Source organism: Paenibacillus sp. 11B (assembly GCF_030487755.1).
GTDB lineage: Bacteria > Bacillota > Bacilli > Paenibacillales > Paenibacillaceae > Paenibacillus > Paenibacillus vandeheii.
Map to the genome: position 1 here is coordinate 351,821 of NZ_JAUKNS010000005.1, position 24,256 is coordinate 376,076.

The window sequence follows — 24,256 nt, forward strand, 5'->3', positions numbered from 1 at the left end:
ACCCCATGAGATTATACGTGATCCCATTGCACACGGCAACTGGAAATCACATTTTCTCCCCAATCCATACTACGCTTAACGATACAACATCAGGTGATGACGCAGGTTCGTAAATGCGGCTGGCAATGTACCGCCCAGCTCACCATCCAGGTTCAACTGCACATAGCCCGGCGATGTCACTTCCATATAATCCGTTTGGAAATGAACGACCTTTTTGTCATTCAGATGTTCACCACGCAGCGCAAGGGTTACGAGGCGAATCATGTCAGCCAAATTACATTTGCGCACACCAATCACATCGAACAAGCCATCATCAATGGTCGCACCCGGAGCCAGCTTCTCGAAGCCCCCGACGGAGTTCGTATTGGCAATGAGGAACAGCATGAATTCATCATGAATTTCTTCCTGACCAGCCGCACGGATAACCAGCTCCTGCGGAGACAGACTCGCCATTTTCTCAATACCCTTCATATAATAGGCAAGTTGCCCAATCATCGTTTTCAGACGGCTTGGCACCTCATAGGTCAGTTCGGTTAACGAACCCCCACCTGCGATATTGATAAAATATTTATCATTCGCCTTGCCCAGATCGAGCGGACGAAGCTGCTGGTTAATGACCAGATCCACGTAATCTTCCCATTGTCTCGGAATACCCAGTGCACGCGCAAAATCATTCGTCGTTCCCAAAGGAAATACACCCAGCGGTGGACGATTCTCCCGCTCGGCCATGCCATTAATGACTTCATACAACGTACCGTCGCCGCCAGCGGCAATAATCATGTCATATCCGCGCTCTATCGCCAGCTCCGCCTCCCGGGTTGCATCTCCCTCACCCGTTGTTGCGTGACAAGAGGCTTCAATGCCACCTTGATCCAAACGCTGCAAAATATCAGCCAGACGTTTCTTCATTTCTTCCCGGCCTGAGGTCGGGTTATATATTAAGCGAGCTTTTTTCATCCCATACGCCACCTATTCCACATTATCCATGAGTCTGAACGACCTCATTTTGTTTCCACCTGCGAGTGACCACAGCCGGGTATCATTTTACACAACGATTCATTTCCGTTAATCCTGCGCCAACACTTTTTTTCTACCTATATATATGCATAAGGAATTCCGTCTCATTCCATAGCCTTTATATTCTATCATATCATCAAATGTGAAGATGTCCTAGCCTATGATGAATAAGTAATTATTATCATATCGAATCAGTTCAAAATTTTACATCAGGATAACATTATCAATATATGCTAATGAATTAACTTACTCCACACTAGCCATGTATTGGCATTTATGCTTTCTCTTATCTTCCGAACCTGTCTATCCTTTACAAAATAAACCTTTCGCACTCCTCTTGAATCTAGTCCTATCGTCTTGCTGTCGTTCATAACCATCCATCACCATTCTGCCCGCTTGGGCCGGAAATAGTCTTATCCCCTCTCAAATCATGAGAACGACCATATCCTTCAAAAATTTTACAAATATCTAAACGAGATGACAAATAAAATGAAACCTTTTCCAATATAGTCGTAATGCATCCTCAACAAATCACACTATCATACCCATGAAGGAGATTACCAAATGAAAAGAATCGTATTATTGCTCATGGTTTCACTCCTGGCCTGTATTCCCTTTGTCACAGCCGTTGAAGCAGCCGTAATTAATCATGATCAGGTTGTCGGATTCCAGGGAGTAAGTCCCGTCACAGTCACGCAAATAGCAGCCAAACGTTTTCAACCTTACCTAAAAGTCTACCATGGATGTGTTCCATTCCCCGCAGTGGATCAGCAGGGCAATACCAACGGCGGCTTGCAAACTTCCGGTTCACCGAATGGAAACTGCAGTTCAAGCACAGGCCAAGTGTACTCCCGTTCGGCATGGCACAATGGCGTATGGGCGATTATGTACGCGTGGTACTTCCCGAAAGACTCCCCTTCCTCCGGCCTCGGCCATCGTCATGACTGGGAAGGCATCGTTGTATGGGTAGACAATCCCGCAGCACAAAATCCTCAAATCCTCTCCATCGCCTACTCAGGACATGGGCAGTTCACGAACGTTGCACCAAGTAACACGAATCTGAACGGTGCCAATCCGTTAATTAGCTATAATAGTACCTGGCCTCTAAATCATGAGCTTGGTGTAACGGGGACCGTGGGTGGAATGCAGCCTCTGATCGGCTGGGATGATCTAACGCCTGCCGCGCGTAATGCGCTGAATACAACAGATTTCGGCAGTGCCAATGTTCCGTTGAATGACAGCAATTTTACAAACAATTTAAACAAGGCCTGGTTCAGATAAAAAAAGTAAAATCCCCTTCAAGTAGACCACAGAACTTGGAGGGGATTGTTTTTGCAACTACATATAGTTTAGAAGCCAATCTTTCTGCCTGCACGTAATTGCTTATACCAAAAATATACGGTGCAGCCCACACAGTAACCGAGCAATGCGGCACTTGCAGCGAGGAGAAGCATCGACGAGAAAATATAACCCGCTACCTGCCAACCAAGGCCGAATGAGACAAGTGCCAGCGTAAGAAACAATACGGCCAGAACATTGTTGAAGCGTTGCAGTTCCACTGCCTGTGTCTCTGTCCCTTTTCCAGTTAACACGGCCTTCGCAATTTGCACAAACAGATTAAGCTTGCCTCCGGATGCCAGACCAATGACTTGGATGATCCATAACGCTCCCAGAATTAACGGCTGGTTGAACAGAAATGAGAGGATAACAAATAGCACAATCCCAATCTGGTTCGCTTTGACATAGCGCATAGGTACTTCCCGCATCTTCATATCTCCTTATCCCCATTTTATTAGTTGGTTTAATTGTAGTCGGGATTGGGACATTGAGCAATAGGAAAATGTGTGCAGGATGCTCACTATAGGCAAATTTCCAGAAGAAATTTCACTTTTACAGTGAGTCATCTTTTTTGAGATTAGAATATTCCTTTTTGAGAACATCCCAATGAGGAGTCGGCGTGTGGGTAGCCTTTTTCCAATCAGTAAATGCATTATCTAGCGCCTCAATCTCCCCATAAGAACCTGCAACCAGTTTATGCACCGGAAGCACACTATAGATCTTCAATAGAAGGTAAAACATCCGTTGATGCTTGCGAATCAGTTTGGCCTGAATCTCCGGTATTATCGTTATGCCCATAGCCTCCAGCACGCTAAAGCCCTCATCCATCGCCCCAATCATATGCTGGAGCTGCTTTCTGTTCCCGTCCAGCTTGATCATCTCACGCTTCTCATTAAAACTCACCGCATTAAGCATCAGAATGGGCACCATATGGCTTTTCAGCCAGGCATCGATATCGTCCAGGTAATTCAACTTGTATTTCGTCTTCTCAAAAGCTTGATCCAGTATCGATTTAAAGGCAATCTCACCGTCCAGCCCACCAATCACCATTTGCCCGTTTGCTCCACCAATGGATAACATCCTGTCTTCTTGCCGCCGTCCACCGCTGACCTGAAAACCAAACGCGATCCTTTTTTCCTCCTTGCTGTTTTCCTCCAAAAAGATTTGCATGCGTCGTGCATCTGCGTTGTTGCCGACAATCACAATATTGCTGCTCTGATTGGCCGCCAGAATGGGAAGCACGGATGGAAAATCGTTATATTTCATAACCACGAAGATAAGATCATAGCGATCATTTTCTTCCAACGTTCTTGTTACCCGAACCGGATCAACGGTTGTTTTAAACTGGAACACATGACGAATGACGATACCATCCCTCTCCAGTTCCTCTGCCCGCTTCCCTCTAGCCAGAATGGTGACGTCATTTCCCCCGCGCATCAGCACCTGCGCCAACTGACTGCCCAGAACGCCTGCGCCATACACTAATATGTTCATTAGTTATCCCTCTATTTCAAATTTTTATGGATATTCGTTGCTTTATCAACAGTTGTTGATAAAATAAGAGTAACAAAGCATCTGCAACGCTTCAATCGCTAAAACATCCGTTTTTGTTGAATAATCAACGAATGAACCCATATTGTTGAAAACTTCTGAGGAGGAGCCATGGACAGACGAGTAGTCAAAACAAGAAAAGCCATAACCGGGGCCTTTATTGGGCTGTTGGAAGAGCGGGATTTCGAGCAAATTACGATTAATGACATTGCTGATCGAGCGAATGTTAACCGTGGTACCGTCTATTTGCACTATACAGACAAGTTCGATCTCCTGGATCAAAGCATCGAGACGTATTTGCAGCAATTGGTGGAGAGCTGTATGGTCGAGAGTCCTACCACTCCCATGACCATTAAGGATGCATTGCTCCGAACCTTCCGTTACCTGGAGCAGCACGCTCCCGTTTATACCACGCTATTAACTCGAAAAGGCATCCCGGCATTCCGAAATCGACTCATGACGCTCCTGATTCAGGGGGTTGAAGAGCAGGTTGATGCGTGCGGCATTCACAAGGGACTTAACAGGGAGATCACTGTACAATTTCTGGCCTCTGCCGCCGCTGGTTTGCTGGAATGGTGGATTATGAATTCCATGCCTTATCCAGCAGAGGAGATCGCCGAAGAATTAATCTCTATGCTGGAACTTCATCTCATTCTTCCCCCTACAGTATAGGGTTAATATCGCTTTATTCCATGATTAATACGGGGCCAATGATTCGATAAATAGGAGATCGTAAGTTGCTGCGACTCCTCCCTGCATGCTGAACCTATTCTCATACTCCCTATACATATCAGTGAACAATCGACGCAAGCTGTAACCTGATACCCTTACTGCTTCTGAAGTGCTGGCTCCCATCCCTTTAACCGAATACAGAAAATCTCTTGCGGAAGCATACTTTTCCTTATGAATTGAACGCTCACAATTGAAATTCAAATATCCGGATTCCTGAAGCATGGTTTCCCATTGGACAGGCGATGCAAACGACAGTCCATGTCGCTGTGGTTCCAGTCCGTTAGCTCGATAAGCTTCATTAAATGCCTCATGCATTTCACAAAATGTATCCGGCCCGAAGGTCGCAAATATCAGCAAGCCTCCGGGGCGCAGCATACGCCGCAGTTGACTCAGTGTTTCCTGCGGAGAATTTAGCCATTGAAAACAGGCGTTAGAGACGATGATATCCACTGAGGACTCCGGAGCATTTACGGCCCACATTTCAATATCTGCCTGTAGAAAACGTAAGTTATCCGTTGTACAATCCCCAGTACCTGGATGCTGTGCTGACCGGAACCGTTTCGAAGCCAATTCGATCATCTCGGGTGCAATGTCAATTGCAGTGATCTTCGCACTGGGCCATGCATTCACTACGATTTGAGTCAGAGCTCCCGTGCCACAACCGATTTCAAGAATGCTCGGCTCACTTGGGAGCCCTTTATTTTTCCATTCTGCGAGAGGTCTTGCTAACTGATCAGCCATCGAACGCTGCACATGTGCATGTGTATCGTAAGAAATCGCACTACGATTAAATTGGCGTTGAACAGCACTATTTCTACTATTGGTCACGCCACCACCTCCTCCATTCATCCGCTATATGTGCTTCCCTTCCCAAAAAAGGTGCATGCCCGCAGGCGGTTATTGAAATTAACTCGGCATGGGGTAATTGAGTCACAAGCTCTAATCCAGCACCGTAAGGACAAATTTTGTCCTCAGTCCCGTGAAAAAGAAGAACCGGACAATCTATACTCGGCAGTTGAGATAAGCAATTTTCGGTTCGTAACAACTGAAGACCTGCCAGTAGTGCTTGGGTTGTCCAGCTACCCGTTTGAGGTAGACTTTCAGCAAGGCCTGTCTCCCATTCTTGCTCCGTAAACATCATCTTTCGAAAATTCGTTTCAACTGCATGTCGATCCCTTGAGATCCCTGTGATCATCTGCCTAACGTACGCATCTGCCATGCCGCGGTCAAGCTCTTCTTTGGATCGGGTAAAACGCGCGGTTGCACTGAATAACACAAGACCATCAGCGTAGCCTTTAGCCGCTAATCTAAGCGCTAGTAAACCTCCAAGCGACCAGCCTGATATCAAAAGCGGCCCGTAAATCGCCTTTTCCCTGCAAGCCGACCCTCCACCAAATAAAATATTCCTCACTGCCGTCTCAGCTAGACATAGCATGTTCTCCGGAGAATCGGCAGTGCTGTAATCAACAGAAATATGCCGGAAATCAGGCAACAACAGGCGAAGACGTTCAAACACCGCATCAGGCATACTCCAACCCGTTAGCCACACTATGGTTCCGCTTGTCTCTTGCTTTATTTGCAGTAAGCTCTGATCCGGTGCATTCATGAGTTCACCACCCCCAATTGAAGCCCGATCTTGCCGATTAACGAAGCTGCATCGCTCAGTTCATTAGGGGTATGATCAGCTGATAAAGAGAAGCGAATTCGCGCTGTGCCTTCAGGAACAGTAGGCGGCCTGATGGCAACTCCGGCAATACCACCTTCTTCAAGGGCCGCACTGAAACGAAGAGCTCTTTCGTTATCACCGACGACTATTGGAACAATAGGAGAATCCCCGGGCTCAACGTTAAATCCGGCATCACCAAGTGAAGAACGAAACAACATACTGGCTGAGTAGAGACGTTCACGACGCCAATGATCATTTTGTACCAAGGTTAACGCTGTTGAAATACCTGCGACGAGAGAAGGAGGTAAAGCCGTTGAATAGATGAGCGGCCTTGCTTTGTTGATGAGAAAGCGGATTAATGCACGGCTGCCGCAGACATAAGCTCCATATAAACCAAATGATTTGCTAAAAGTCCCCATATGCACATCCACATCGTTTTGCAGACCAAGCTTAGAGCATAGTCCTTCACCCCGTTCCCCGTAGATCCCCCCGCTGTGGGCCTCATCCACCATCAGCATTGCCCCGTACTCCTGTTTGAGCGCAACGAGTTCTCGCAAGGGTGCTTGATCCCCATCCATGGAAAAGACGGCATCCGTAACAATCAGCTTACGTCGTTTATCCCGGTGTTTGTTCAATAACACCTTCAGATGCTCCATATCATTATGCCGATACCGGGCATGCTCTGCGCGGCTCAGTACAATCCCATCCACGATACTCGCATGGTTTAATTGATCACTGAAAACCACATCGCCCCGGCCCACGAGTGCACGAATGACACCGGAATTAGCCATATAGCCATTTGCAAAAACAAGTGCTGCCTCACTATGCTGCCAAGCGGCCAGCGCTTCTTCCAGACGGCTATACAGCGGTCGATTCCCAGTGACAAGGCGAGATGCCCCCGAACCTCCTCCTTCGGTAAGAAGCGTCTCGCGAATTGTATTGATGATAGCGGGATGTTGTGCGAGTCCCAGATAATCATTGGAGGCCAGGTTGAGGAGCACTCGATCTCCTCTCAGCGTATAACCCGGACCATCCGGAACCGCGGCACTGTCACGTAAGTAACGTTCATTGGAGGCATTCCCCAATAATGCCAGTTCTTTTTCCATCCAGTTCATAGTCTGTACCGCCTTAAAGAGCATTTAGCTCAATCTCAAAGCCCAAATCTTCAATCATTTGATGATCATTCGAGATTTCTTGACCTGCTGTCGTTAGATAATCACCTACAAAGAGTGAATTTGCCGCATACAGTGACAAAGGCTGGAGTGTACGAAGGTTGATCTCACGCCCGCCCGCAACACGAATCTCTTTGGATGGACAAATGAACCGAAACAGCGCCAATACCTTGAGGGCTTTCATCGCCGGAGTGCGACCCGCGCCTTCCAGAGGAGTTCCCGGTATCGCATTGAGAAAATTAATCGGAATCGAATCCGCATCAAGCTCACGCAGTGCCAAAGCCATCTCGACAATCTCCTGATTACTCTCCCCCATACCGATAATGACACCGGAGCAGGGGGACATGCCGTATGCTTTTACCTTTTCCACGGTTTCAATTCGCTGGTCATAGGTATGTGTAGTGGTTATCGACGGGTAATTGGCTTTGCTGGTGTTCAGGTTGTGATTGTATCGGTGTACGCCTGCGTCAGCCAAACGTTCTGCTTGACCGTCTTTCAATATGCCCAGACAGGCGCAGATTTTAAGCGGCATCGTTTCACGGATTTCTTTTACCGCCTCTACAACTTGATCCAGATCCTTATTCGTCGGACCCTTCCCTGAAGCTACAATGCAATAGGTTCCTGCTTTACGTGACATAGCTTCGCGTGCTCCTGCAAGTAGCGTTTCTTTGTCGAGCAAGCTGTATTTTTGAATGGGTGCCGTTGATACGATGGATTGTGAGCAGTAACCGCAATCTTCGGGGCAAAAGCCGCTTTTGGCGTTAATGATCATATTCAGCTTTACTTTTTTGCCGTAAAAATGTCGTCTTACATGAAAAGCGGCTTGCATCAGCGGCAGTACCTCATCGTCGTTTGCTTCAAGCACAGCAAGCCCCTCTTCAATGGTTAAGCATTCGCCATTCAATGATTTCTTTGCAAGCGACAACCACTCTTGATTACCTGTCATTGTATTCACCTTCATTCATCCTCCCATGGATTGAACTGTTATTGCTTGTCTGATTGGTGTTAACTGGATCTTCTCTCGAATCACTTGGATCAACAGTTCCGAATCGATTTCGCCCGTTAAGCACGGAAAGCGTCCGAGAAAGGATATGCCGCAATAACGTTCAATCAGCTCCGCGTTCGTTGCAATGCTGGAGTCGTTATGAATCTCGTCAGATTCACCATCGTTGAGAATAAAACCTACGATCGGAACACCATGTTGCTGAAGGTAAGCCACCGTAAGAAGTGTATGATTAATTGTACCTAGACCTGAGCTGGCAACGATCAGAGCTGGTGTCCGAAGCTCCGAGATCAGATCTACTACAAGAGAGTCTTCAGTCAGTGGAACAGCAACGCCCCCTGCCCCTTCGATGAGTACCGATTCATATCGATGGATTAGCGGCTGACCAGCGGTGATTATCTCCTGTAACGTTATAGTCACTCCTTCCTGCTTGGCAGCGAGCATCGGGGTAAGAGGAGCTTGGAATGTAAATGATGCCACATCCTCGGCACTTTCATGAATTCCGCTGTATTGCAATAGACGTTCTGCATCGGTTTCTCCGCTGCCAATAAGTGCACCGGACTGCACGGGCTTCCAGACGCCTACATTCAGATCTTCAGCACGAAGCGCAGCAGTAAGAGCTCCTGTAACGATTGTTTTCCCAACATCGGTGTCCGTGCCTGTTACGAATAATCCGTGAATTACATTCATCATTCCAAGCCACCTTCGGTGACATCAAGAATGGATTTCATCAGAATATCGGTCATTGCATCAAGCTCAGCCTCTGTGCTGGCAAGAGGAGGAATGAACACCACGACATTGCCAAGCGGTCTTGTAAGCATGCCAAGCTCTCTGGCCCGCCCGGTTACACGAACGCCAATACGTTCGGCCCAATCGTAAGGTTCGCGAGTCTCCTTATCCCTTACAAGCTCAATTCCTACCATTAATCCCTTCTGCCTGATATCACCGACATGCGGGCAATCGTTAAGCGCTGCGAGCTTGCCTTCTACAAAAGTCGCTTTGGCTCTTACACCTTCTACCAAGTTGCGCTCTTCAAATAGTTTCAAGTTAGCCAAAGCTACTGCACAACCGAGCGGATTACCTGTGAAGGAATGACCGTGAAAAAATGTTTTCTGCTCTTCATAATCGGCATAAAAAGCGTTGTACACTTCATCCGTTGCCAATGTCGCTGCCACAGGCAAGTAGCCGCCTGTAAGGCCTTTGCCTATCACCATCAAATCAGGCGATACCTCTTCGAGATCACAAGCAAACATAGCGCCTGTCCGACCAAAGCCTGTCGCCACCTCATCGGCTATAAACAGTACGTCATAAGAACGGCAAAGTGCTGCCATCTCGCGTAAACAGCCTTCAGGCATAATAAGGATGCCACTAGCCCCTTGAACAATTGGCTCCACAATGATGGCCGCGATTTCGTCTGCGCTGGTTTCAAGTACATTACGCAATGCGGTTAACGTAGCTTGCATGGCTTCCATTTCGCCGTTCTCATGTCGATAAGCGTAAGGATATGGAATGACATAAGTAGGGAACAGCATCGGACGGAACACATCATGGTACAACGGAATTGCACCGACACTAACCGCACCAATCGTATCTCCGTGATAGGCTTGATTCATCGTAATAAACTTCGTTTTACCCGTTTCCCCTCGGTTCTTCCAGTACTGAAACGCCATTTTGACCGCAATTTCTACACCGGTTGCTCCCGAATCCGAATAAAATACTTTATTTAATCCTTCTGGTGAAATCTCTACCAGTTTTTCTGCAAGCTCAATTGCAGGCACATTGGCCATTCCGAGTAGCGTAGCATGTGCAACACGCTCCAACTGATCCGTTATGGCTTGGTTCAGCTCCGGTACGTTATGTCCGTGAACGTTAAGCCACACCGAGGAGAAGCCATCGTAATAGGCACGTCCTTGGACGTCATATAGCATAACGCCTTCGCCTCGCTCGATAATAAGAGGATCGGAGTTATTGTAATCTTTCATCTGCGTAAAAGGGTTCCATAGATGAGCCTTATTTATAGCTGCCAGTCGTTCATAATGTGTCATAAGATATCACCTTCCGTTAGATCATTTCAATTGTTAACCAAAATATTTTATAAAGGTTAACAATTGAATGTTGACATCTTATCAGACAAAAACTTTCCTGTAAAGAGAATCATTTCTGAGTTATAACCCTGATCCTCCATTCTGTCTGACCGGAATGAACTCCGAATTGCGCCTCGTAAAGGGCTCTGCCGAATACAAAAAAACACGCCTGATTCGGCGTGTTTTAGTGTTTGATAGAGATTAGGAAACTGAGCACTCCACATATCTAAAGTGCAAACAAAACAAAACGGCATCTCTGCCGTTTTGTTTAAATCTGAGGTTAAAAGCTACCGGAAATGAGCGCTTTCAGCGATCCTTTTCCCCTATACTAAATCTCAACCTCATTGTATTTTTCCAGTAAATGTTGAATCTGGCGCTCTAGCCAATGACTTAACAGCGGATGTGGAAGCAGCGTCTCGCCACTATACACATAATCCAGTTCCTTTAGTCGGCCCGGAATCACCTTCATGGTGAAATAACCTGCACTCAAAAACAGCGGCGCCACAATCACCCGGCTCCCCCGCTCTTCACTCCAGTATTTCGCCTTGTCGTAAACACTATCCGGATTAAGCAGCGCATAATCCGTATGAGCTACACCACTAACTTCCTGCACCCGCTGTGCGAGCGAAGAAATACCCGCTTCCCAGCGCTGACGGAATCCATTGTGAATGCTCCCATGTCCGACGAGCAGAATCGTTTCCTGCTCTGGTTGCTGTGAAAGGGCCTTTACCTTGTCCCAGACCATGACCGCAATATCCGGATCATTATCCACAGGATAACCGAAGTAGACTTGTGCTTTCACGTTGAATGGCTCCAGATCCGTCTCACGCTCCGGAGCATCTTTGGCACCGATAGCATACTCTATCTCATCCACATGTGTACTGCCGGACGAAACAAACAGAGGTACGACCAATATATCGGTTACGCCTTGTGCTTCCAGTCGGTCGATACCGTCCTGGATCAGACGTCCTTCCACAAGTTCAAGAAACCCGGCTTCCACGGGCAGTGGTTCAGGCAGTTTCAACCGGGAGACCGCGTCATCGACGGATTCTACCCAGGCCTTCTCCTGAGAACCGTGACTAATGATGAGTACACCCGGTTTCTTCATCCTTAACGTCCCAGGCGTTCCAGTGTCATTTTATAACCGTCATTGCCGTAGTTCAGGCAGCGTTTTACACGAGAGATCGTGGCTGTACTTGCACCTGTCTCAGCTTCAATCTGGTTATAGGTATTTCCTTTGCCAAGCATACGTGCTACTTCCAGCCGCTGGGACATGGATTGAATCTCGTTTACGGTGCAGAGGTCATCAAAAAACACATAACACTCTTCAATATCTTTTAGAGTCAAAATAGCCTCAAATAATTGTTCAATGCTTTTATCATTTAGCTTTTTCAGCTGCATTTCATCATCATCCCCTAGCGGTTACTGTGTACCTTCATTGTACTCACCCTGAGTTGGTATTTCAAGCGTTAACGATTTCACGCACTACAGAACAAAAATACATGTTACCGCTTACATCGCGTATTAATGTCCTCCCTGCGCGCACAATCCCCCTCTATCTCACGGTTTTTACCCTTTTCCCACGTATATTTCCGATTAAATTTGTAGGTATTTACCCATTTTAAATGTGGCGAATTTGTGTCTAAATGATAAAATTCTACTGTAAACCTCTCATCCCCTCCTGCGCCCAAATCCGCAAATATCCCGCTTTACGGGATACTCGCCTACGCCGTCTCTCCGCTAATGACATACAGTATATCAAAAGGGAGTTCCATCTCGGTCTGTTATGCACATCGAGCAGCTGAAGGAACGCAATTCCGAAATCCAACATAGAAGGAACGTGATAGTTCATGCCTCAGCATTATTATCACCGCCGGCCCGCTCCACGGCAGCGTCCGTCTTCCCATACGCATCGGCAGCCCCATACTTCTGCCTATATGCCGCCTGGGGCGATCCCGCGGTCATTGAATGAAGGCCAGGTTCAGCCCATGTATCCTGGTGTAGATCCATACTATCCTCCACTCCAAGAAGTTGAAGCATCGGCACTTGTACCTTATAGTCCAGGTAGTCCGGCTGGTGGAGATTTGTTCGGCGGGGGGGCTCCTCTTGCTTCTCCTGTTCCAGTGGAAGCGCCTGCGTCTTCCTCAGGCTTTTCCCTGGCCAATATCGGCGAACTGAAAGGAATGATCGACCGCTTCGGTGGAATTGATGGCATCATGAGCGGAATCGGCAAAATGCAAAAGGTCGTTGGCGGGTTCCAGCAGATGGCACCAATGATGAAACTGGTGATGGGGATTCTGCCTTTTGGAAAAGGAAAAAAAAGCAGTGCGGCGGATAAAGATTATGAAGAGTATTCTCCACCTCGCTCACGCAAACGCCGTAAAAAAACGACTTCTGCTCCACGCAAACGTAATTCAAATAGCAAATCCGGCCGTAATAAGTCCAATACCACGAAACGTCGTCCCAAAAGAAACAAAAAAGTCTAACACTTTTCCCAGGCGCCCTCTTTCATTAGGGGGTGCTTAATCCACTTCAACCTTATTCTCCCCCTTCATTCCATTCATTCTTTCATAGTAAGAAGAACCTATTCATAATAGATATTTTTAAGAACCTATGTTCTTATTCCTATAATTTGAGGTATACTGGATAGTAATTAAAGGAGGCGGACTATGGAACTGTTCAAAGATAAGTATACTCCCGCATTAATCGAACGGACGGGAGAACGGTTACACCAATTTTACCCCAAGCTGGACAAGCAGCAATTTCGTGAACTTGTATTCGCCGAGGGCTGGGGAGAGCTGGAATTCAAAGCCCGTATCCGCCGGATTACACTCGCTTTGACCGAGGTTCTGCCTGACAACTATGAAGAAGCATTGCATGTGATTGAGCAGGCAGCACCACAGATGCGAGGAGTCGAGTATCTGTTCGTACCGGATTTTGTCGAAGTGAATGGACTTGCACCGGAAAACTACGAGCTATCCATGAAGTACTTGACCCTCTTCACACCTTATTCCAGTTCCGAGTTCGCGGTACGCCCGTTTATTGAACGATATCCGATCGAAACGATGAGACGAATGATGCAGTGGACAAGCAGCCCCAATGAGCATATTCGCAGACTTGCCAGTGAAGGCAGTCGCCCACGTCTACCATGGGGCTCCAAACTGCGGGGATTCATCACTGATCCAACACCAGTACTTCCCATTCTTCATGAATTGAAGCAGGACGAGTCCCTGTATGTCCGGAAAAGTGTAGCCAATCACCTGAACGACATCTCGAAAGATCATCCGGCACTGGTCCTGGATTTGGCCTCCAGCTGGTATGGACAACATGAGCATACCGATTGGATTGTTCGTCATGCAAGCCGCTCCTTGCTGAAAAAAGGGCATCCGAAGGCGCTAAGTCTCTTTGGTTATGTCGAGCAGGATGCGACACATATCGAGCATCTTCAGCTTGCAAGTGATACCGTGGCCATCGGAGAGGATCTTCATTTTTCCTTTGATGTCGTGAACGAAAGTGGTCAGTCCCAGATGCTGCGGATCGAATATGAAATTGGATATATGAAAGCGAATGGCAAGCAGGCACCCAAACGTTTCAAATGCTCGGACAAGAATTTCCCTACCGGGAGAACCAAGGTTGCAACTAAGCAGTCGTTCAAAGTCATTACGACCCGACGTTATTATGCTGGTTTGCACACGTTAACGATTGTTGTGAATGGACAACCTGCTGCTACGGCCACTTTTGTACTGGAGCCATCCGAGTAACCCCTGAATGGCATGTAGCAAGTTAACTTAGGATGAACATTTAGCACGGTTCATTTCATTTCATTTTATGATATCGATCCCATGTTGAAATTCAGCTCATGGAATCCGCTCCTTGAGAAATTCCCCAAGGTGTCTTCTTTAATGAAGATGCCTTTTACCCTTTTACCTTTTTTCCTTTTACCCATGTTTGTAACAGCCCCAATTCCCTCAAAACCTAGTTATGCACATGATGCTTCTTCATTTATCTTATCCACATGTGGACATCTATTCAGACAACGAATCAATATGTACTCCTATATATACTCCTATATGTGCTTTATACACATATTTCACAGGCTAAAGAAGCGATCTTTGCAGATCGCTAGCCTTTATCTTACTATTTACTTGTTATCCCGCTTAGCTTCTATTCTTCCTTACTTAAACCAGCCCCGCTTCACAAACCAGGCCACCATGCTTCCGCCCAGAACAAACATCAGCAGCAGCACTGCCCCATACCCAAACTTCCATTGCAGCTCAGGCATATAGGCAAAGTTCATGCCATAGATCCCCGCAATTAGCGTCAGTGGCATAAAGACGGTTGTAATCACGGTAAGGGTCTTCATAATCTGGTTCATTCGATTAGAATTCAAGGAGATGTAACTGTCGCGTAGGTCTGCCGTCATTTCCCGATCGGCTTCAATCATGTCAGTCAGCTTCAACAAATGGTCATAGATATCCGTAAAATATACGGTATGCTCCCCTGATCGCTGCACATGTTGGGAGTTGACCACCCGATAGAGCAAATCCCGCATGGGCACTACCGTTCGTCTAAGCTTCAGCAATCGACTGCGCAGGTCGAACACCTGATTCATCAGGTCTTCCACCGACTCCTTGCCGCCCCGGTTCTCCAGTTCAGCCAGCTCATCCTCAATGGCAAACAGAGACGGGAAATAATGATCGACCAGCTTGTCCATCACCGTATACGCCGCTGCCACCGGACCCCGAGCCCAGATGGTTCGTTCGTGCGCATGATGCAGCAACCGCTCCCACGCTTCATCGACTTCCTCCAGTACCCCATGATGAAAGGACACCAGGAAGTTCGAGCCTAGAAACAGATCCACCTCCTCCGCTTCCAATGTGGAAGGGTTCAGCGCATGCAGCACAAGGAACTGTAAGTTGTCATAATAATCGAGCTTGGGCCGCTGCAGCACAAGCATACAATCCTCAATAGCTAATGGGTGAAAATGAAAATATGTATCCAGCAACCGGCTTTCCTCTTCCGAAGGCTGATTGAAATCCGCCCAAACCCAAGCGTATTCCTGCAGATCCAGCTGTGTAAGCGGTACATTTACAGATACCTGATGATCCCGTGAGATGGCGAGTGTACGAATCATAAATTAGACCACGTCCTTGTCTTGTATCCTTTACGTTATTGTACAACTTTAACCCCTGAATCGTCTCCTGCAACAGCCCATTATACACACGTTATCCTGTGATCGCGACAACAAAAAAAGCCAACCCTGTTGGCTTCTCTCATTTCCCTATCCACAGTTTCCTGTATCCACAGGAATATCTTCTTTTGGTTTATCATTCCACGGATGGCTATCCACATATCCAGCCTGTCCACACGTTCATGCACAGGCGTCTCTTCGTTTTGATTGTATAATTGTCCACATATCCCGATATTCACACAGTTATGAACAGTTTGTCTGAACCACCGAATTGGTTCCTGAATACTTCTTCTAATTAGAAAATGATCCAGTACAGCAATCCTGCCAGCGCCCCGGAAATCGGAATCGTAATAAACCACGTAATAATGATACGTCCAGCAAGTCCCCATTTGACGGCTGAGAAACGCTTCGCGGAACCTACACCCAGAATGGCAGATGTGATAGCGTGAGTTGTACTCACCGGCAGGTGGAGCAACGTTGCCGTGAAAATAACAGACGCGGCTGACAGATCAGCTGCAAACCCGTTAATCGGTTCAATTTTAAAAATTTTGGTTCCCATCGTTTTGATGATTTTCCAACCACCGATGGAAGTACCGAGCGCCATTGCTGTTGCCGCGGAGATTTTAACCCACAGCGGAACATCCAGATGATCCTGTACACCTGCTGCGACCAATGCAAAAGTAATAATCCCCATTGCCTTCTGAGCATCATTGGTACCGTGCGTAAACGCCTGGAGCGCTGCTGTGAAAATCTGTACCGTACGGAAACCTTTGTTCACATTATGCGGACTGCGTTTGGCAAAAATATATTTGAGAATGGTCATGACCACATAACCGATGGCAAATGCGATCAGAGGAGATAATAACAATCCTCCGACGATGTCAATAAATCCACTCCATTTGACTTTATCAGCTCCTGCGCCAACAAGTACGGCTCCAGCAAGAGCGCCAATCAGTGCATGCGAGGATGAAGAAGGAATGCCGAACCACCATGTAACGAGATTCCAGATGATCGCGGCGATCAAGGTGACTATGACGACCTCGATCCCATTATCCAGCGTGGTGGGGTCTGTTACACTTCCCCCAATCGTCTTCGCTACTCCTGTAAACATCATGGCACCGACAAAGTTCATCACGGCAGCCATAAGGATCGCCCGGCGCGGAGTCAGTGCCCGTGTCGAGACCGAAGTTGCAATGGCATTCGCCGTGTCGTGAAATCCGTTGATGAAGTCAAACGCCAGTGCAAGGAAGACGACTATACCCAATACCCAAATCGTTGTTTCCATTATTCTCTGGCTCCTTAAGAATTACGCATGATGATGGATTCGAGCACATTCGCTACGTGTTCACAAGCATCCGTTGTCGTCTCAAGACGTTCGTAAATTTCCTTGCGTTTGATCAATTCAATCGGATCAGGCACGGTAGCGAAAAGGTTCTTGATACACATGCGCAGCACTTCGTCGCCCTGGTTTTCCAGATCGTTCAGACGAATGGTGTACTCGCGAATCGCCAGCAATTTTTTCTGAGACAGCAAATGAATGGCCTTCTGAATTTCGTAAGCCGATTGGCGCAAAATTTCAGCGAATTGAACGATATATTCGTCCGGGTCAGTCAGTTGGTACATATAGAAACGGGAAGCCGTTGCTTCGAGTCCGTCCAATACGTCATCAAGTGTCGTTGTCAGCTCCATAATATCATCGCGTTCGATCGGCGTGATAAATGTTTTGTTGAGTTCCGTAATGATCGTGTGCACATAGTCATCACATTGGGACTCGTACTTCTTCATTTCATTGGCAAAAAGAGTCACATCCTGAAGGTTGGAAACATGTTGGGAGAAATAATCTGCCGCTTGCACGACCGCATCTGCCATGTTCTCTAGTGTCTCAAAAAATATATCCTTCTTCTTCTTAAGCTTCATAGCTCTATCCCCTTTACGAGAAATTGCCGATAACCGATGAAACATGAAATGACAACCTTTGATATCTTATCATAAATGTTTCACGGTTTGTACATAAGGCATGATCCTTTTTTATATTCTTATCACATAAATCTGAAATGAATCTTAATTATTTGGAATGGCTGGAAAAATGATGATGAAATTTTACACTGCGTTTACATTTCTCTTCAAATTGGATTAATTTTGAATTTCAATATGCCCTGCAAAGTCAGGCTGATTCGGAACGATACTGATAAAAGTCTTGCCAGGAACAAGAGCAACTTCAGTCCCATTTTGTACAAATCGAATAATATCACCCGGTTTCTTAACCCACTGACCTCGAATCATTTTACCTTTCTGAAACAACATGGCTTCCCCACCCTGCTCCAGATTAACCGACAGTCTGCCCACGTTGTCGAGCACCTTGTGATCCGCTCCGGCTACAATAATGTTGGCGGCTCCCATCTGAATGCCATTATCCAGATCCTGATCAGCCTTTCCGTTCACCAATCTCATATATCGTCCACTAACCTCGTCGTAATCATACGTAACCCGGTAACTCTCCAATAAATAATGAAGCTCAAACTGCTTGGCCAACTCTCCGGCGGACGTGGCACCTTCTTCGTTATACGTATACACAGGGGACTTGAAGTCGTGACTATAGCCTTTGGTATCTGCGCCTTCTCTTAGCTTGTCCGCCGACGTGTACAGATTGTGAGGTGCTTTACGATCCGAGGAACGCCAGAAATAAGGGCCACTATTCGATATCTCATCCATATGCTGTTTCTGCTGCTTTTGCAAAATGGAATACGCATCCGGGCTGCCACCCGCATGAACCAATACACCATCATAGCTCTCACCAAGTTCGATTAAATACGGGCGAATACTGCGTATCGGTCCTACCGTATCTGCCCCGCCTTCACTCTGGAAGATCGCAATAAAACGGGTAATGCCTCCCTCTGCGAGCACTTCGATAATAATGTCAGCTGCACTCAGACCTGATTGGGGCCGCGCTGCAGGAGCATTGTTAATCATAACCGCCAGTGGACGACGCGTAATTGCTTCATCAACAGGCAGACCCGTCAGTGGTGCTGTATAGAGCGACGTGGAAGGTTCTTCCGTTACTTGTTCCTCCTGTAAAGGTGTAGGAACGGTCTCCGGTTTCGGGACCTGGACCATCTCCTTATTTTGGCAAGCGACCAGACTTAGGGCCAGAATAAGTAGCGATGCCGCTGACATCATCTTGTTCCATTTCAATTGCTTCAATATATGTACCTCCTGAACGATATGGCTGAAATCTAGGCTGTAGTTGCTCTTAATGTAGTGACCATTTCACGTATTTCTTTCCATTTAATCACACACAGCATCATTTGTCTTCGATAAGGAGAGCATTTTCTACCCTTCGTTTTACGTTTGAAACGTGAAGCAGGATGAAAAATATGTCCTAAATGTGAACTTCTCAAACCTTACTTAAAATTTGAACTAGATTGTGATAATAATCACAAACAAGATGACTTTTGAACTATACAATAAAGACATCAAAGGTGATCACTTAGAAAAAACAAAAACAACAACACACACTAAATTCCATGAAGGAGTGGTTTATATGTTCAGCTTCAACCAATGGCTTAGAGAAAACAAAGTGGCAATGTGGATTTTGACAATACTTCGGGTGTATATCGGTTACGACTGGATGACACACGGCTGGGGCAAATTGACAGGTGGATTCCAAGCTGGCGGATTCCTTGCAGGCGCTGTAGGAAAAGCAACGGGTGAAAATCCAACCGTTCAAGCTTGGTGGGGAACATTCCTTGAGAACTTCGCGGTACCAAACGCAGGACTGTTCGACTTCGTTATCCCTCTGGGTGAATTCCTTGTAGGTCTGGGCCTCATTCTTGGATGCTTCACAACACTGGCAGCACTTATGGCAATGGTCATGAACTTCGCGTTCCTCTTCTCGGGAACAGTAAGCACGAATGCTCAATTGGTTCTGATGGAAATCTTCCTTGTAGTCGCTGGCGCAAATGCTGGTAAAATCGGTTTGGATCGTTGGGTAATGCCTTACCTTCGCGGATTGTTCACTCGCAATAAAGGCAGCCAGCCTAAAGATACACCAACGATAAACCATACGCACAAAACAGCCTAATGATTAAAAAATATAAAAAAATTAATAGTATTCGCGGTCCTGCTCCCCTCCCCCTGGAGAGCAGGACTTTTTTTGTTCTTTAGATATGCTTGCACATTCATCTGACTTGCTCATCTACAGAAACACGTATTATGATGAACGTATAGATCGAATATAATTAAAGGAGTACATGACATGCCAACCCAGCGCCGACTTGAAACCGATGCCGACTTCCAGGAAGCCATGGACATGAAGCATAAGGTTCGTGTTTTTAAAGATAACCATCAGATTGATTCCGGTGGCGTCATTATCCGTTTTGACAGCAATACCATTGTTGTGCAGTCCAGTGTAAGTGAGCTGGCATATCATTCGCGTACAGCATGTGAGCTTTTCGAGATTCGCAAATAGCTGCACTAACTTTCAAAATGTTAAAGTCATAGAAAAAGGTTTCTGAAGCCATCATGCTGGCAGCAGAAACCTTTTTTACTTCAACGATTTATTAACCTAAGTCTTGCGGTCAATGATCTACCGTGTATTGGCATAATATGACTTATAGACCTGTTCACGTTCTGTTGTCTGCGCCAAGTTATACGCCGTCACCAAACTGCCAGCAGTTCAAACTGAGCGTACCGTAAGGATACGACTGGAATAGTCGTTTTGCAGATCGGGACATGTCAGCCGTACCCATGGCATAGAACAAGGGCGCAATGTGCTCCATTCCATAAGATGGAACTGCCGTGCGGGCGTAGGGGGCTTTTTTGTCATATTGAAATAGCTCTCTCGTGTTCCACTGCTCAAGCCGCTCCCCAATCCAGTTATCGAATTCCACTGCCCAGTCTTGTGGTTCATCATTGCTACCAAGCATGCGCAGGTTATGGACTGTTCCGCCGCTGCCAATGATCAGCACATTATCATGACGCAGCTGTTCCAGCATCCGGCCAATATCATACTGTTCCTGCGGGGAACGCAGCGAATCAACAGATACCGCAATAACAGGAATATTGGCTTCTGGATACATGTGTAATAGCGGTACCCATACACCGTGATCCAGACCTCGGCCTCGAACCGGTTGATGTGCAAGATTACTACGAGTGAACAAGGCACAGATCTCATTCGCCAGATCTGGCTGACCAGATGCTGGGTAATTCATTGTATACATATTAGAGGGAAATCCGTAAAAATCATGCAAGGTCTGATGTGTATCATCCATTGTCACGGACGGTTCGGGACAATCCCAATGCGCCGTAAATACAACAATGGCTTTCGGAGCCGGCAGCCTGTCTCCAAGCTGGTTCAAAAAGTGAGTGTAGTCATTGCTCTCCACCGCCAGAGCGGGAGAACCATGCGCAATGAATAATGCGGGTAATGTCATTGCTGCCAACCTCCAGACACGGATAGGATGCTTACCCTTCTATTTTACCCCGAAGAAGGCGCTTTTCCAAGCTATCATCCCAATCAGGATGCATTCCGTACGCGCATGTTGCCTTTTGAATCAGCTCATGTTGACCATGCCATGCTCCAGACCAACGAAAAAGCTTGGCATAAGACCACTTTAGATCATCCAATGCTGCCAATCCTGTTCGATCTTCTGACGCTCTCCCAGCCATTCTCTCGTACGTGTGATCAGCTGTTCCCGCTCTTTACCGGAAGAGAAGGTATGATCACCCTGGAAAATAATCTCCTTGTCGCAGCGGCCTTCCTGGCGCATCCAGAATACCTTTTGATACAGAAACGCGTAGTCGACAGGAATGATCTCATCCGACGTACCATGCACCACCAGAACATCCCCGTTAAATTTAACGGCTTCCTGGAACGGCTGATGTTCAGCCAGTGATTCAAAGAATGCGGGTGTAAACTTGTAGCCGAGATAATCAGCAGATCCCAGTTTCACCCCTTCATCGTACACACTACGTCCCGTAATCTTCACAATATCATTGAACGGATATCCTACGGATGACCACATGACGAGATTCTTGACTCGTTTATCACGGACAGCAGTCAGCAGAGCAACAGCTCCACCCAGACTATGACCTATCAGCGTCACACGGGTTGGATCTACATCACTGCAATTTACGGCATAATCCAGCACAGAACGTGTTTGGGTAATCATGGATTCAAGTCCTTCAGCTCCGTACTCACCGCTGCTCTCCCCGCAGCCGATATAATCGAAGCGCAGTACCAAATACCCATCTTCGGCCAGCTCACGGGCGGTCTTCACAAACAGACGATCCACACCGATCCGACTTCCTACGAATCCGTGGCAGATGACAGCAAGAGGCACGCGCTGTTGTTGATTTCCCTCCTTGATGTCTTTGACGACCGGATAATGAATCGTGGCTGTTAATTCTTCCTGCCCATGACGAATACTAATCTGACGCTCCATGCCCATTTCCCCTTTCCATTCTTCCCTGCTCTTGTTCATTTTGTTAATTATATATAAATCCGATAAGTTTAATGTGTATTAAGATATATTAGTATATTATCATCCTGTGAACCTCAAGTCAACGTGAGGAAATGTCCATATCCAGTCATATCTTATCTATATTTTATCGGCAAAAACGCGAAAAAAATGAGCCAAGCTGACAACAGCTGACTCGAATTATACCTAGTGCTAATATACTGGTGCTGAACCATAGAAACTAAAATAACTGAAATTTCAGCTCAGCTTTTCTTAATAAGCGGGTTGAGTAATACCAATACGCTGCCATCCATATTGGCGACCTGAACCTTCTGTTAGAAATTACTCATAGCTGCGACGAAACATCTCATGGGTCTCCACTCGACCCTGCCAATCGTTTTCATAAACCGAAGTTGAGCTTTCCCAAAAGCTCCCCGACTGAAAGGTTCCCTCTGTATACTCTTCCGGATATTCAGCATCCTCCAACGTCTCTTCCATCGGCACAACTTCATCCGTTACGCCGCGGGAGTTGCTACTCAGCAGCAGCTTCCTTGTTAATTGCTCCTTTTGTTGATCCATATCTGCCACACTCCAATCCCTGGTTTCTGTTGGAAATGCTACTATTGTGGTGGATTCGGCTGCACTTTATTCATTCTTCACACAATCGTTGGAACTGAACTCTCTCTTACGCATATTAACGGCGAATCAAGGAGAACCTAAACAATATATCATAGCCAACATTTGCCTCCGATTCCTTCTGGCGAAAGGGTTGAAATCATGGAACACATCTTGGAATGGATTCGTATTCACGGTAAACTGGTGCTGCTATGCACCTGTGTCATTCTGGCCTGCGCAGGGCTATGGTCGAATCGTAAACAATTGTTTTATAAGGAATGACTTTGCGAAACGAGAGACCTTCCCGTATACTAAAATACCGTCAGGGTCTCCAGATCACCGGGGATCAGAACGTGTGTAGACAGGGGGAGCAATCATTGGGGATTTCCTATAAGAAGTTGAAAGAAATACAGAATCGGCAAATGACCGAAATGAGTAAGATGACACCGGAACATGTCAAACTGTTCGACCAGATCAGCACCATGGCGCGCCAAGCACCAGCCGATGAGAGAACGCAAGAAGAATGGATTCTCTCTGCCGGGAGAGCTATCGTACAAGCTCAGCGTGACGGTAAACCTGCGCGCGAGTTATATGGACCTGATCTGGAACAGGATATCTATTCACAGCTAGGCGTGGCAACTAATCATGAGGACGCTGATCCTGTTGAATCTAATATCGCCCCATCCACAACTTCAAGTACGGTTGTAGCGGGCACCCGAAGCAACTCCAATAAACGTAATGCTTCAGCCAAGAAGGCAGCAACAGTTGAAGCCGAATCAGCGGAGTCTACGGATCAGGTTAAACGAGCGCCCAAATGGTATATCATGATCTCCTGGGCAGCTTTATCTTTTGTCATGCTGATTCAGGGGGCAGTTGGTCTATTTGTTGGCTGGACAGGTGGAGATACGGAACCGTTTAGCCATATCAGCCTGTTCTCTCTTATCGTTGCGGCGGTTGGCGGGATTGCACTCGTTGAAATGCTTCGTCGCCTTGCAGAGCGTCCAGATGATCAGGGAGCAGACAAGACTGCCAGACCACAGGTCAATCTTCGCGGGATCGCCATCTATATCGTTATCGTTGTGCTTGTCCTATTTGTAGGATATCCACTGCGTGACAGCCTTCCCGTATTTACGCTGGCTCCATGGATTAGTCTCGTGATTGGAATTGTAGGATTGGCTACGCTGAGACCACTTTTCGGACAAAAGAAAGCGTAAGGATGCTAATGCCCATAGTGGGGCAGCAGCATTGGGTATATCATGCAAGTGTATGATGTGCGAAGAGGAAGTACGACATTCGGTGATGAGATAGAATATCTAGTGTCAAAAAAGAGGCCATAATGGCCCCCAGCCAGCTGTTGAGAAATTCTCGACAGCTATTTTTATTTTCAGACCGTTCAGGAAAACTTCAAAATACCCTCACTCCATCAGAG

The 24,256-nt window shown here is 46.7% G+C and carries 25 protein-coding genes; 7 read left to right on the plus strand and 18 right to left on the minus strand.

All coding sequences use genetic code 11. The features are described 5' to 3' along the window. Window positions 1-75 precede the first annotated feature (75 nt). Window positions 76-957, minus strand: a complete 882-nt coding sequence (locus Q0V21_RS23655) for a diacylglycerol kinase (protein ID WP_024633504.1) — start codon at window positions 955-957, stop codon at window positions 76-78. A 624-nt stretch (window positions 958-1,581) separates the two neighbouring features. Between Q0V21_RS23655 and Q0V21_RS23660 the strand changes: the two genes are divergently transcribed. Beyond that, on the plus strand, window positions 1,582-2,298 hold the full coding sequence (locus tag Q0V21_RS23660) for an NPP1 family protein (protein WP_301880857.1): 717 nt from the start codon (window positions 1,582-1,584) through the stop codon (window positions 2,296-2,298). Between the two features lie 68 nt (window positions 2,299-2,366). Here Q0V21_RS23660 and Q0V21_RS23665 read toward each other — a convergent pair whose 3' ends face one another. Both Q0V21_RS23665 and Q0V21_RS23670 read right to left on the minus strand, forming a co-directional pair. Beyond that, window positions 2,367-2,783 (minus strand): DUF4395 domain-containing protein, encoded by a 417-nt coding sequence (locus Q0V21_RS23665; RefSeq protein WP_301880858.1) that lies wholly within the window; start codon window positions 2,781-2,783, stop codon window positions 2,367-2,369. Between the two features lie 124 nt (window positions 2,784-2,907). Next, window positions 2,908-3,849: a ketopantoate reductase family protein gene (locus tag Q0V21_RS23670; protein ID WP_301880859.1), complete on the minus strand. Its 942-nt coding sequence runs from the start codon at window positions 3,847-3,849 to the stop codon at window positions 2,908-2,910. Window positions 3,850-4,017: 168 nt separating this feature from the next. Here Q0V21_RS23670 and Q0V21_RS23675 point away from each other — a divergent pair, with 168 nt between their 5' ends. Further along, on the plus strand, window positions 4,018-4,578 hold the full coding sequence (locus Q0V21_RS23675; RefSeq protein WP_301880860.1) for a TetR/AcrR family transcriptional regulator: 561 nt from the start codon (window positions 4,018-4,020) through the stop codon (window positions 4,576-4,578). A gap of 24 nt (window positions 4,579-4,602) precedes the next feature. Here the strand turns inward: Q0V21_RS23675 and bioC are convergent, their stop codons facing one another. The 8 genes from bioC to Q0V21_RS23715 all read right to left on the minus strand — a co-directional run bounded on the left by bioC (window position 4,603) and on the right by Q0V21_RS23715 (window position 11,964). Then, window positions 4,603-5,466: a malonyl-ACP O-methyltransferase BioC gene (gene bioC, locus Q0V21_RS23680; RefSeq protein ID WP_301880861.1), complete on the minus strand. Its 864-nt coding sequence runs from the start codon at window positions 5,464-5,466 to the stop codon at window positions 4,603-4,605. Then, window positions 5,456-6,244 carry an alpha/beta hydrolase gene (locus Q0V21_RS23685; protein ID WP_301880863.1) on the minus strand — a complete coding sequence of 263 codons (789 nt, stop codon included), beginning with the start codon at window positions 6,242-6,244 and terminating at the stop codon, window positions 5,456-5,458. Before Q0V21_RS23685 ends, bioC begins: the two co-directional genes overlap by 11 nt. Further along, window positions 6,241-7,419: an 8-amino-7-oxononanoate synthase gene (gene bioF, locus Q0V21_RS23690; RefSeq protein ID WP_301880864.1), complete on the minus strand. Its 1,179-nt coding sequence runs from the start codon at window positions 7,417-7,419 to the stop codon at window positions 6,241-6,243. The genes Q0V21_RS23685 and bioF overlap by 4 nt, the downstream gene beginning before the upstream one ends. Window positions 7,420-7,432: 13 nt before the next feature. Next, window positions 7,433-8,422: a biotin synthase BioB gene (gene bioB, locus Q0V21_RS23695; protein ID WP_483312385.1), complete on the minus strand. Its 990-nt coding sequence runs from the start codon at window positions 8,420-8,422 to the stop codon at window positions 7,433-7,435. Window positions 8,423-8,437: 15 nt separating this feature from the next. Continuing rightward, window positions 8,438-9,172, minus strand: coding sequence for a dethiobiotin synthase (bioD, locus tag Q0V21_RS23700; RefSeq protein WP_301880867.1), 735 nt, complete (start codon window positions 9,170-9,172; stop codon window positions 8,438-8,440). After that, complete coding sequence (gene bioA, locus Q0V21_RS23705) at window positions 9,169-10,524, minus strand: adenosylmethionine--8-amino-7-oxononanoate transaminase (protein ID WP_301880868.1); 1,356 nt, start codon at window positions 10,522-10,524, stop codon at window positions 9,169-9,171. The genes bioD and bioA overlap by 4 nt, the downstream gene beginning before the upstream one ends. Before the next feature lie 367 nt (window positions 10,525-10,891). Further along, complete coding sequence (locus Q0V21_RS23710) at window positions 10,892-11,671, minus strand: sirohydrochlorin chelatase (RefSeq protein WP_301880869.1); 780 nt, start codon at window positions 11,669-11,671, stop codon at window positions 10,892-10,894. 2 nt (window positions 11,672-11,673) lie between these two features. Then, complete coding sequence (locus Q0V21_RS23715; protein ID WP_017690665.1) at window positions 11,674-11,964, minus strand: YerC/YecD family TrpR-related protein; 291 nt, start codon at window positions 11,962-11,964, stop codon at window positions 11,674-11,676. 449 nt (window positions 11,965-12,413) lie between these two features. On the opposite strand from Q0V21_RS23715, the gene Q0V21_RS23720 reads away from it, so the two are divergent. Together Q0V21_RS23720 and Q0V21_RS23725 are read left to right on the plus strand one after the other, a co-directional pair. Next, complete coding sequence (locus Q0V21_RS23720; RefSeq protein ID WP_301880874.1) at window positions 12,414-13,049, plus strand: tyrosine protein kinase; 636 nt, start codon at window positions 12,414-12,416, stop codon at window positions 13,047-13,049. Window positions 13,050-13,232: 183 nt separating this feature from the next. Further along, the gene (locus Q0V21_RS23725; RefSeq protein WP_079351078.1) at window positions 13,233-14,324 is read left to right on the plus strand and encodes a DNA alkylation repair protein; all 1,092 of its coding nucleotides are present in this window, start codon (window positions 13,233-13,235) and stop codon (window positions 14,322-14,324) included. 413 nt (window positions 14,325-14,737) lie between these two features. On the opposite strand, the gene corA is transcribed toward Q0V21_RS23725, so the two are convergent. From corA to Q0V21_RS23745, 4 genes are all read right to left on the minus strand, one after another. Then, a complete protein-coding gene (corA, locus tag Q0V21_RS23730) occupies window positions 14,738-15,697 on the minus strand; it encodes a magnesium/cobalt transporter CorA (protein ID WP_079351079.1) in 960 nt (319 codons plus the stop codon). Between the two features lie 352 nt (window positions 15,698-16,049). After that, a complete protein-coding gene (locus Q0V21_RS23735) occupies window positions 16,050-17,039 on the minus strand; it encodes an inorganic phosphate transporter (RefSeq protein ID WP_024633520.1) in 990 nt (329 codons plus the stop codon). 14 nt (window positions 17,040-17,053) lie between these two features. Further along, entirely contained in the window at window positions 17,054-17,671 is a 618-nt protein-coding gene (locus Q0V21_RS23740) for a DUF47 domain-containing protein (protein ID WP_301880875.1), read from the minus strand. A 216-nt stretch (window positions 17,672-17,887) separates the two neighbouring features. Beyond that, on the minus strand, window positions 17,888-18,955 hold the full coding sequence (locus tag Q0V21_RS23745) for a DUF3048 domain-containing protein (protein WP_301880877.1): 1,068 nt from the start codon (window positions 18,953-18,955) through the stop codon (window positions 17,888-17,890). A gap of 340 nt (window positions 18,956-19,295) precedes the next feature. On the opposite strand from Q0V21_RS23745, the gene Q0V21_RS23750 reads away from it, so the two are divergent. Both Q0V21_RS23750 and Q0V21_RS23755 read left to right on the plus strand, forming a co-directional pair. Continuing rightward, the gene (locus Q0V21_RS23750; RefSeq protein WP_301880878.1) at window positions 19,296-19,835 is read left to right on the plus strand and encodes a DoxX family protein; all 540 of its coding nucleotides are present in this window, start codon (window positions 19,296-19,298) and stop codon (window positions 19,833-19,835) included. Window positions 19,836-20,009: 174 nt separating this feature from the next. Then, on the plus strand, window positions 20,010-20,222 hold the full coding sequence (locus tag Q0V21_RS23755) for a hypothetical protein (protein WP_301249939.1): 213 nt from the start codon (window positions 20,010-20,012) through the stop codon (window positions 20,220-20,222). A 178-nt stretch (window positions 20,223-20,400) separates the two neighbouring features. Here Q0V21_RS23755 and Q0V21_RS23760 read toward each other — a convergent pair whose 3' ends face one another. The 3 genes from Q0V21_RS23760 to Q0V21_RS23770 all read right to left on the minus strand — a co-directional run bounded on the left by Q0V21_RS23760 (window position 20,401) and on the right by Q0V21_RS23770 (window position 22,791). Continuing rightward, a complete protein-coding gene (locus Q0V21_RS23760) occupies window positions 20,401-21,186 on the minus strand; it encodes a DODA-type extradiol aromatic ring-opening family dioxygenase (protein WP_301880880.1) in 786 nt (261 codons plus the stop codon). A 180-nt stretch (window positions 21,187-21,366) separates the two neighbouring features. Further along, window positions 21,367-22,197: an alpha/beta hydrolase gene (locus Q0V21_RS23765; protein WP_301880882.1), complete on the minus strand. Its 831-nt coding sequence runs from the start codon at window positions 22,195-22,197 to the stop codon at window positions 21,367-21,369. Window positions 22,198-22,554: 357 nt separating this feature from the next. Continuing rightward, on the minus strand, window positions 22,555-22,791 hold the full coding sequence (locus tag Q0V21_RS23770) for a hypothetical protein (protein ID WP_301880883.1): 237 nt from the start codon (window positions 22,789-22,791) through the stop codon (window positions 22,555-22,557). A 413-nt stretch (window positions 22,792-23,204) separates the two neighbouring features. Here Q0V21_RS23770 and Q0V21_RS23775 point away from each other — a divergent pair, with 413 nt between their 5' ends. Then, on the plus strand, window positions 23,205-24,041 hold the full coding sequence (locus Q0V21_RS23775; RefSeq protein ID WP_301880884.1) for a DUF1129 family protein: 837 nt from the start codon (window positions 23,205-23,207) through the stop codon (window positions 24,039-24,041). The last annotated feature ends 215 nt before the right edge of the window (window positions 24,042-24,256 follow it).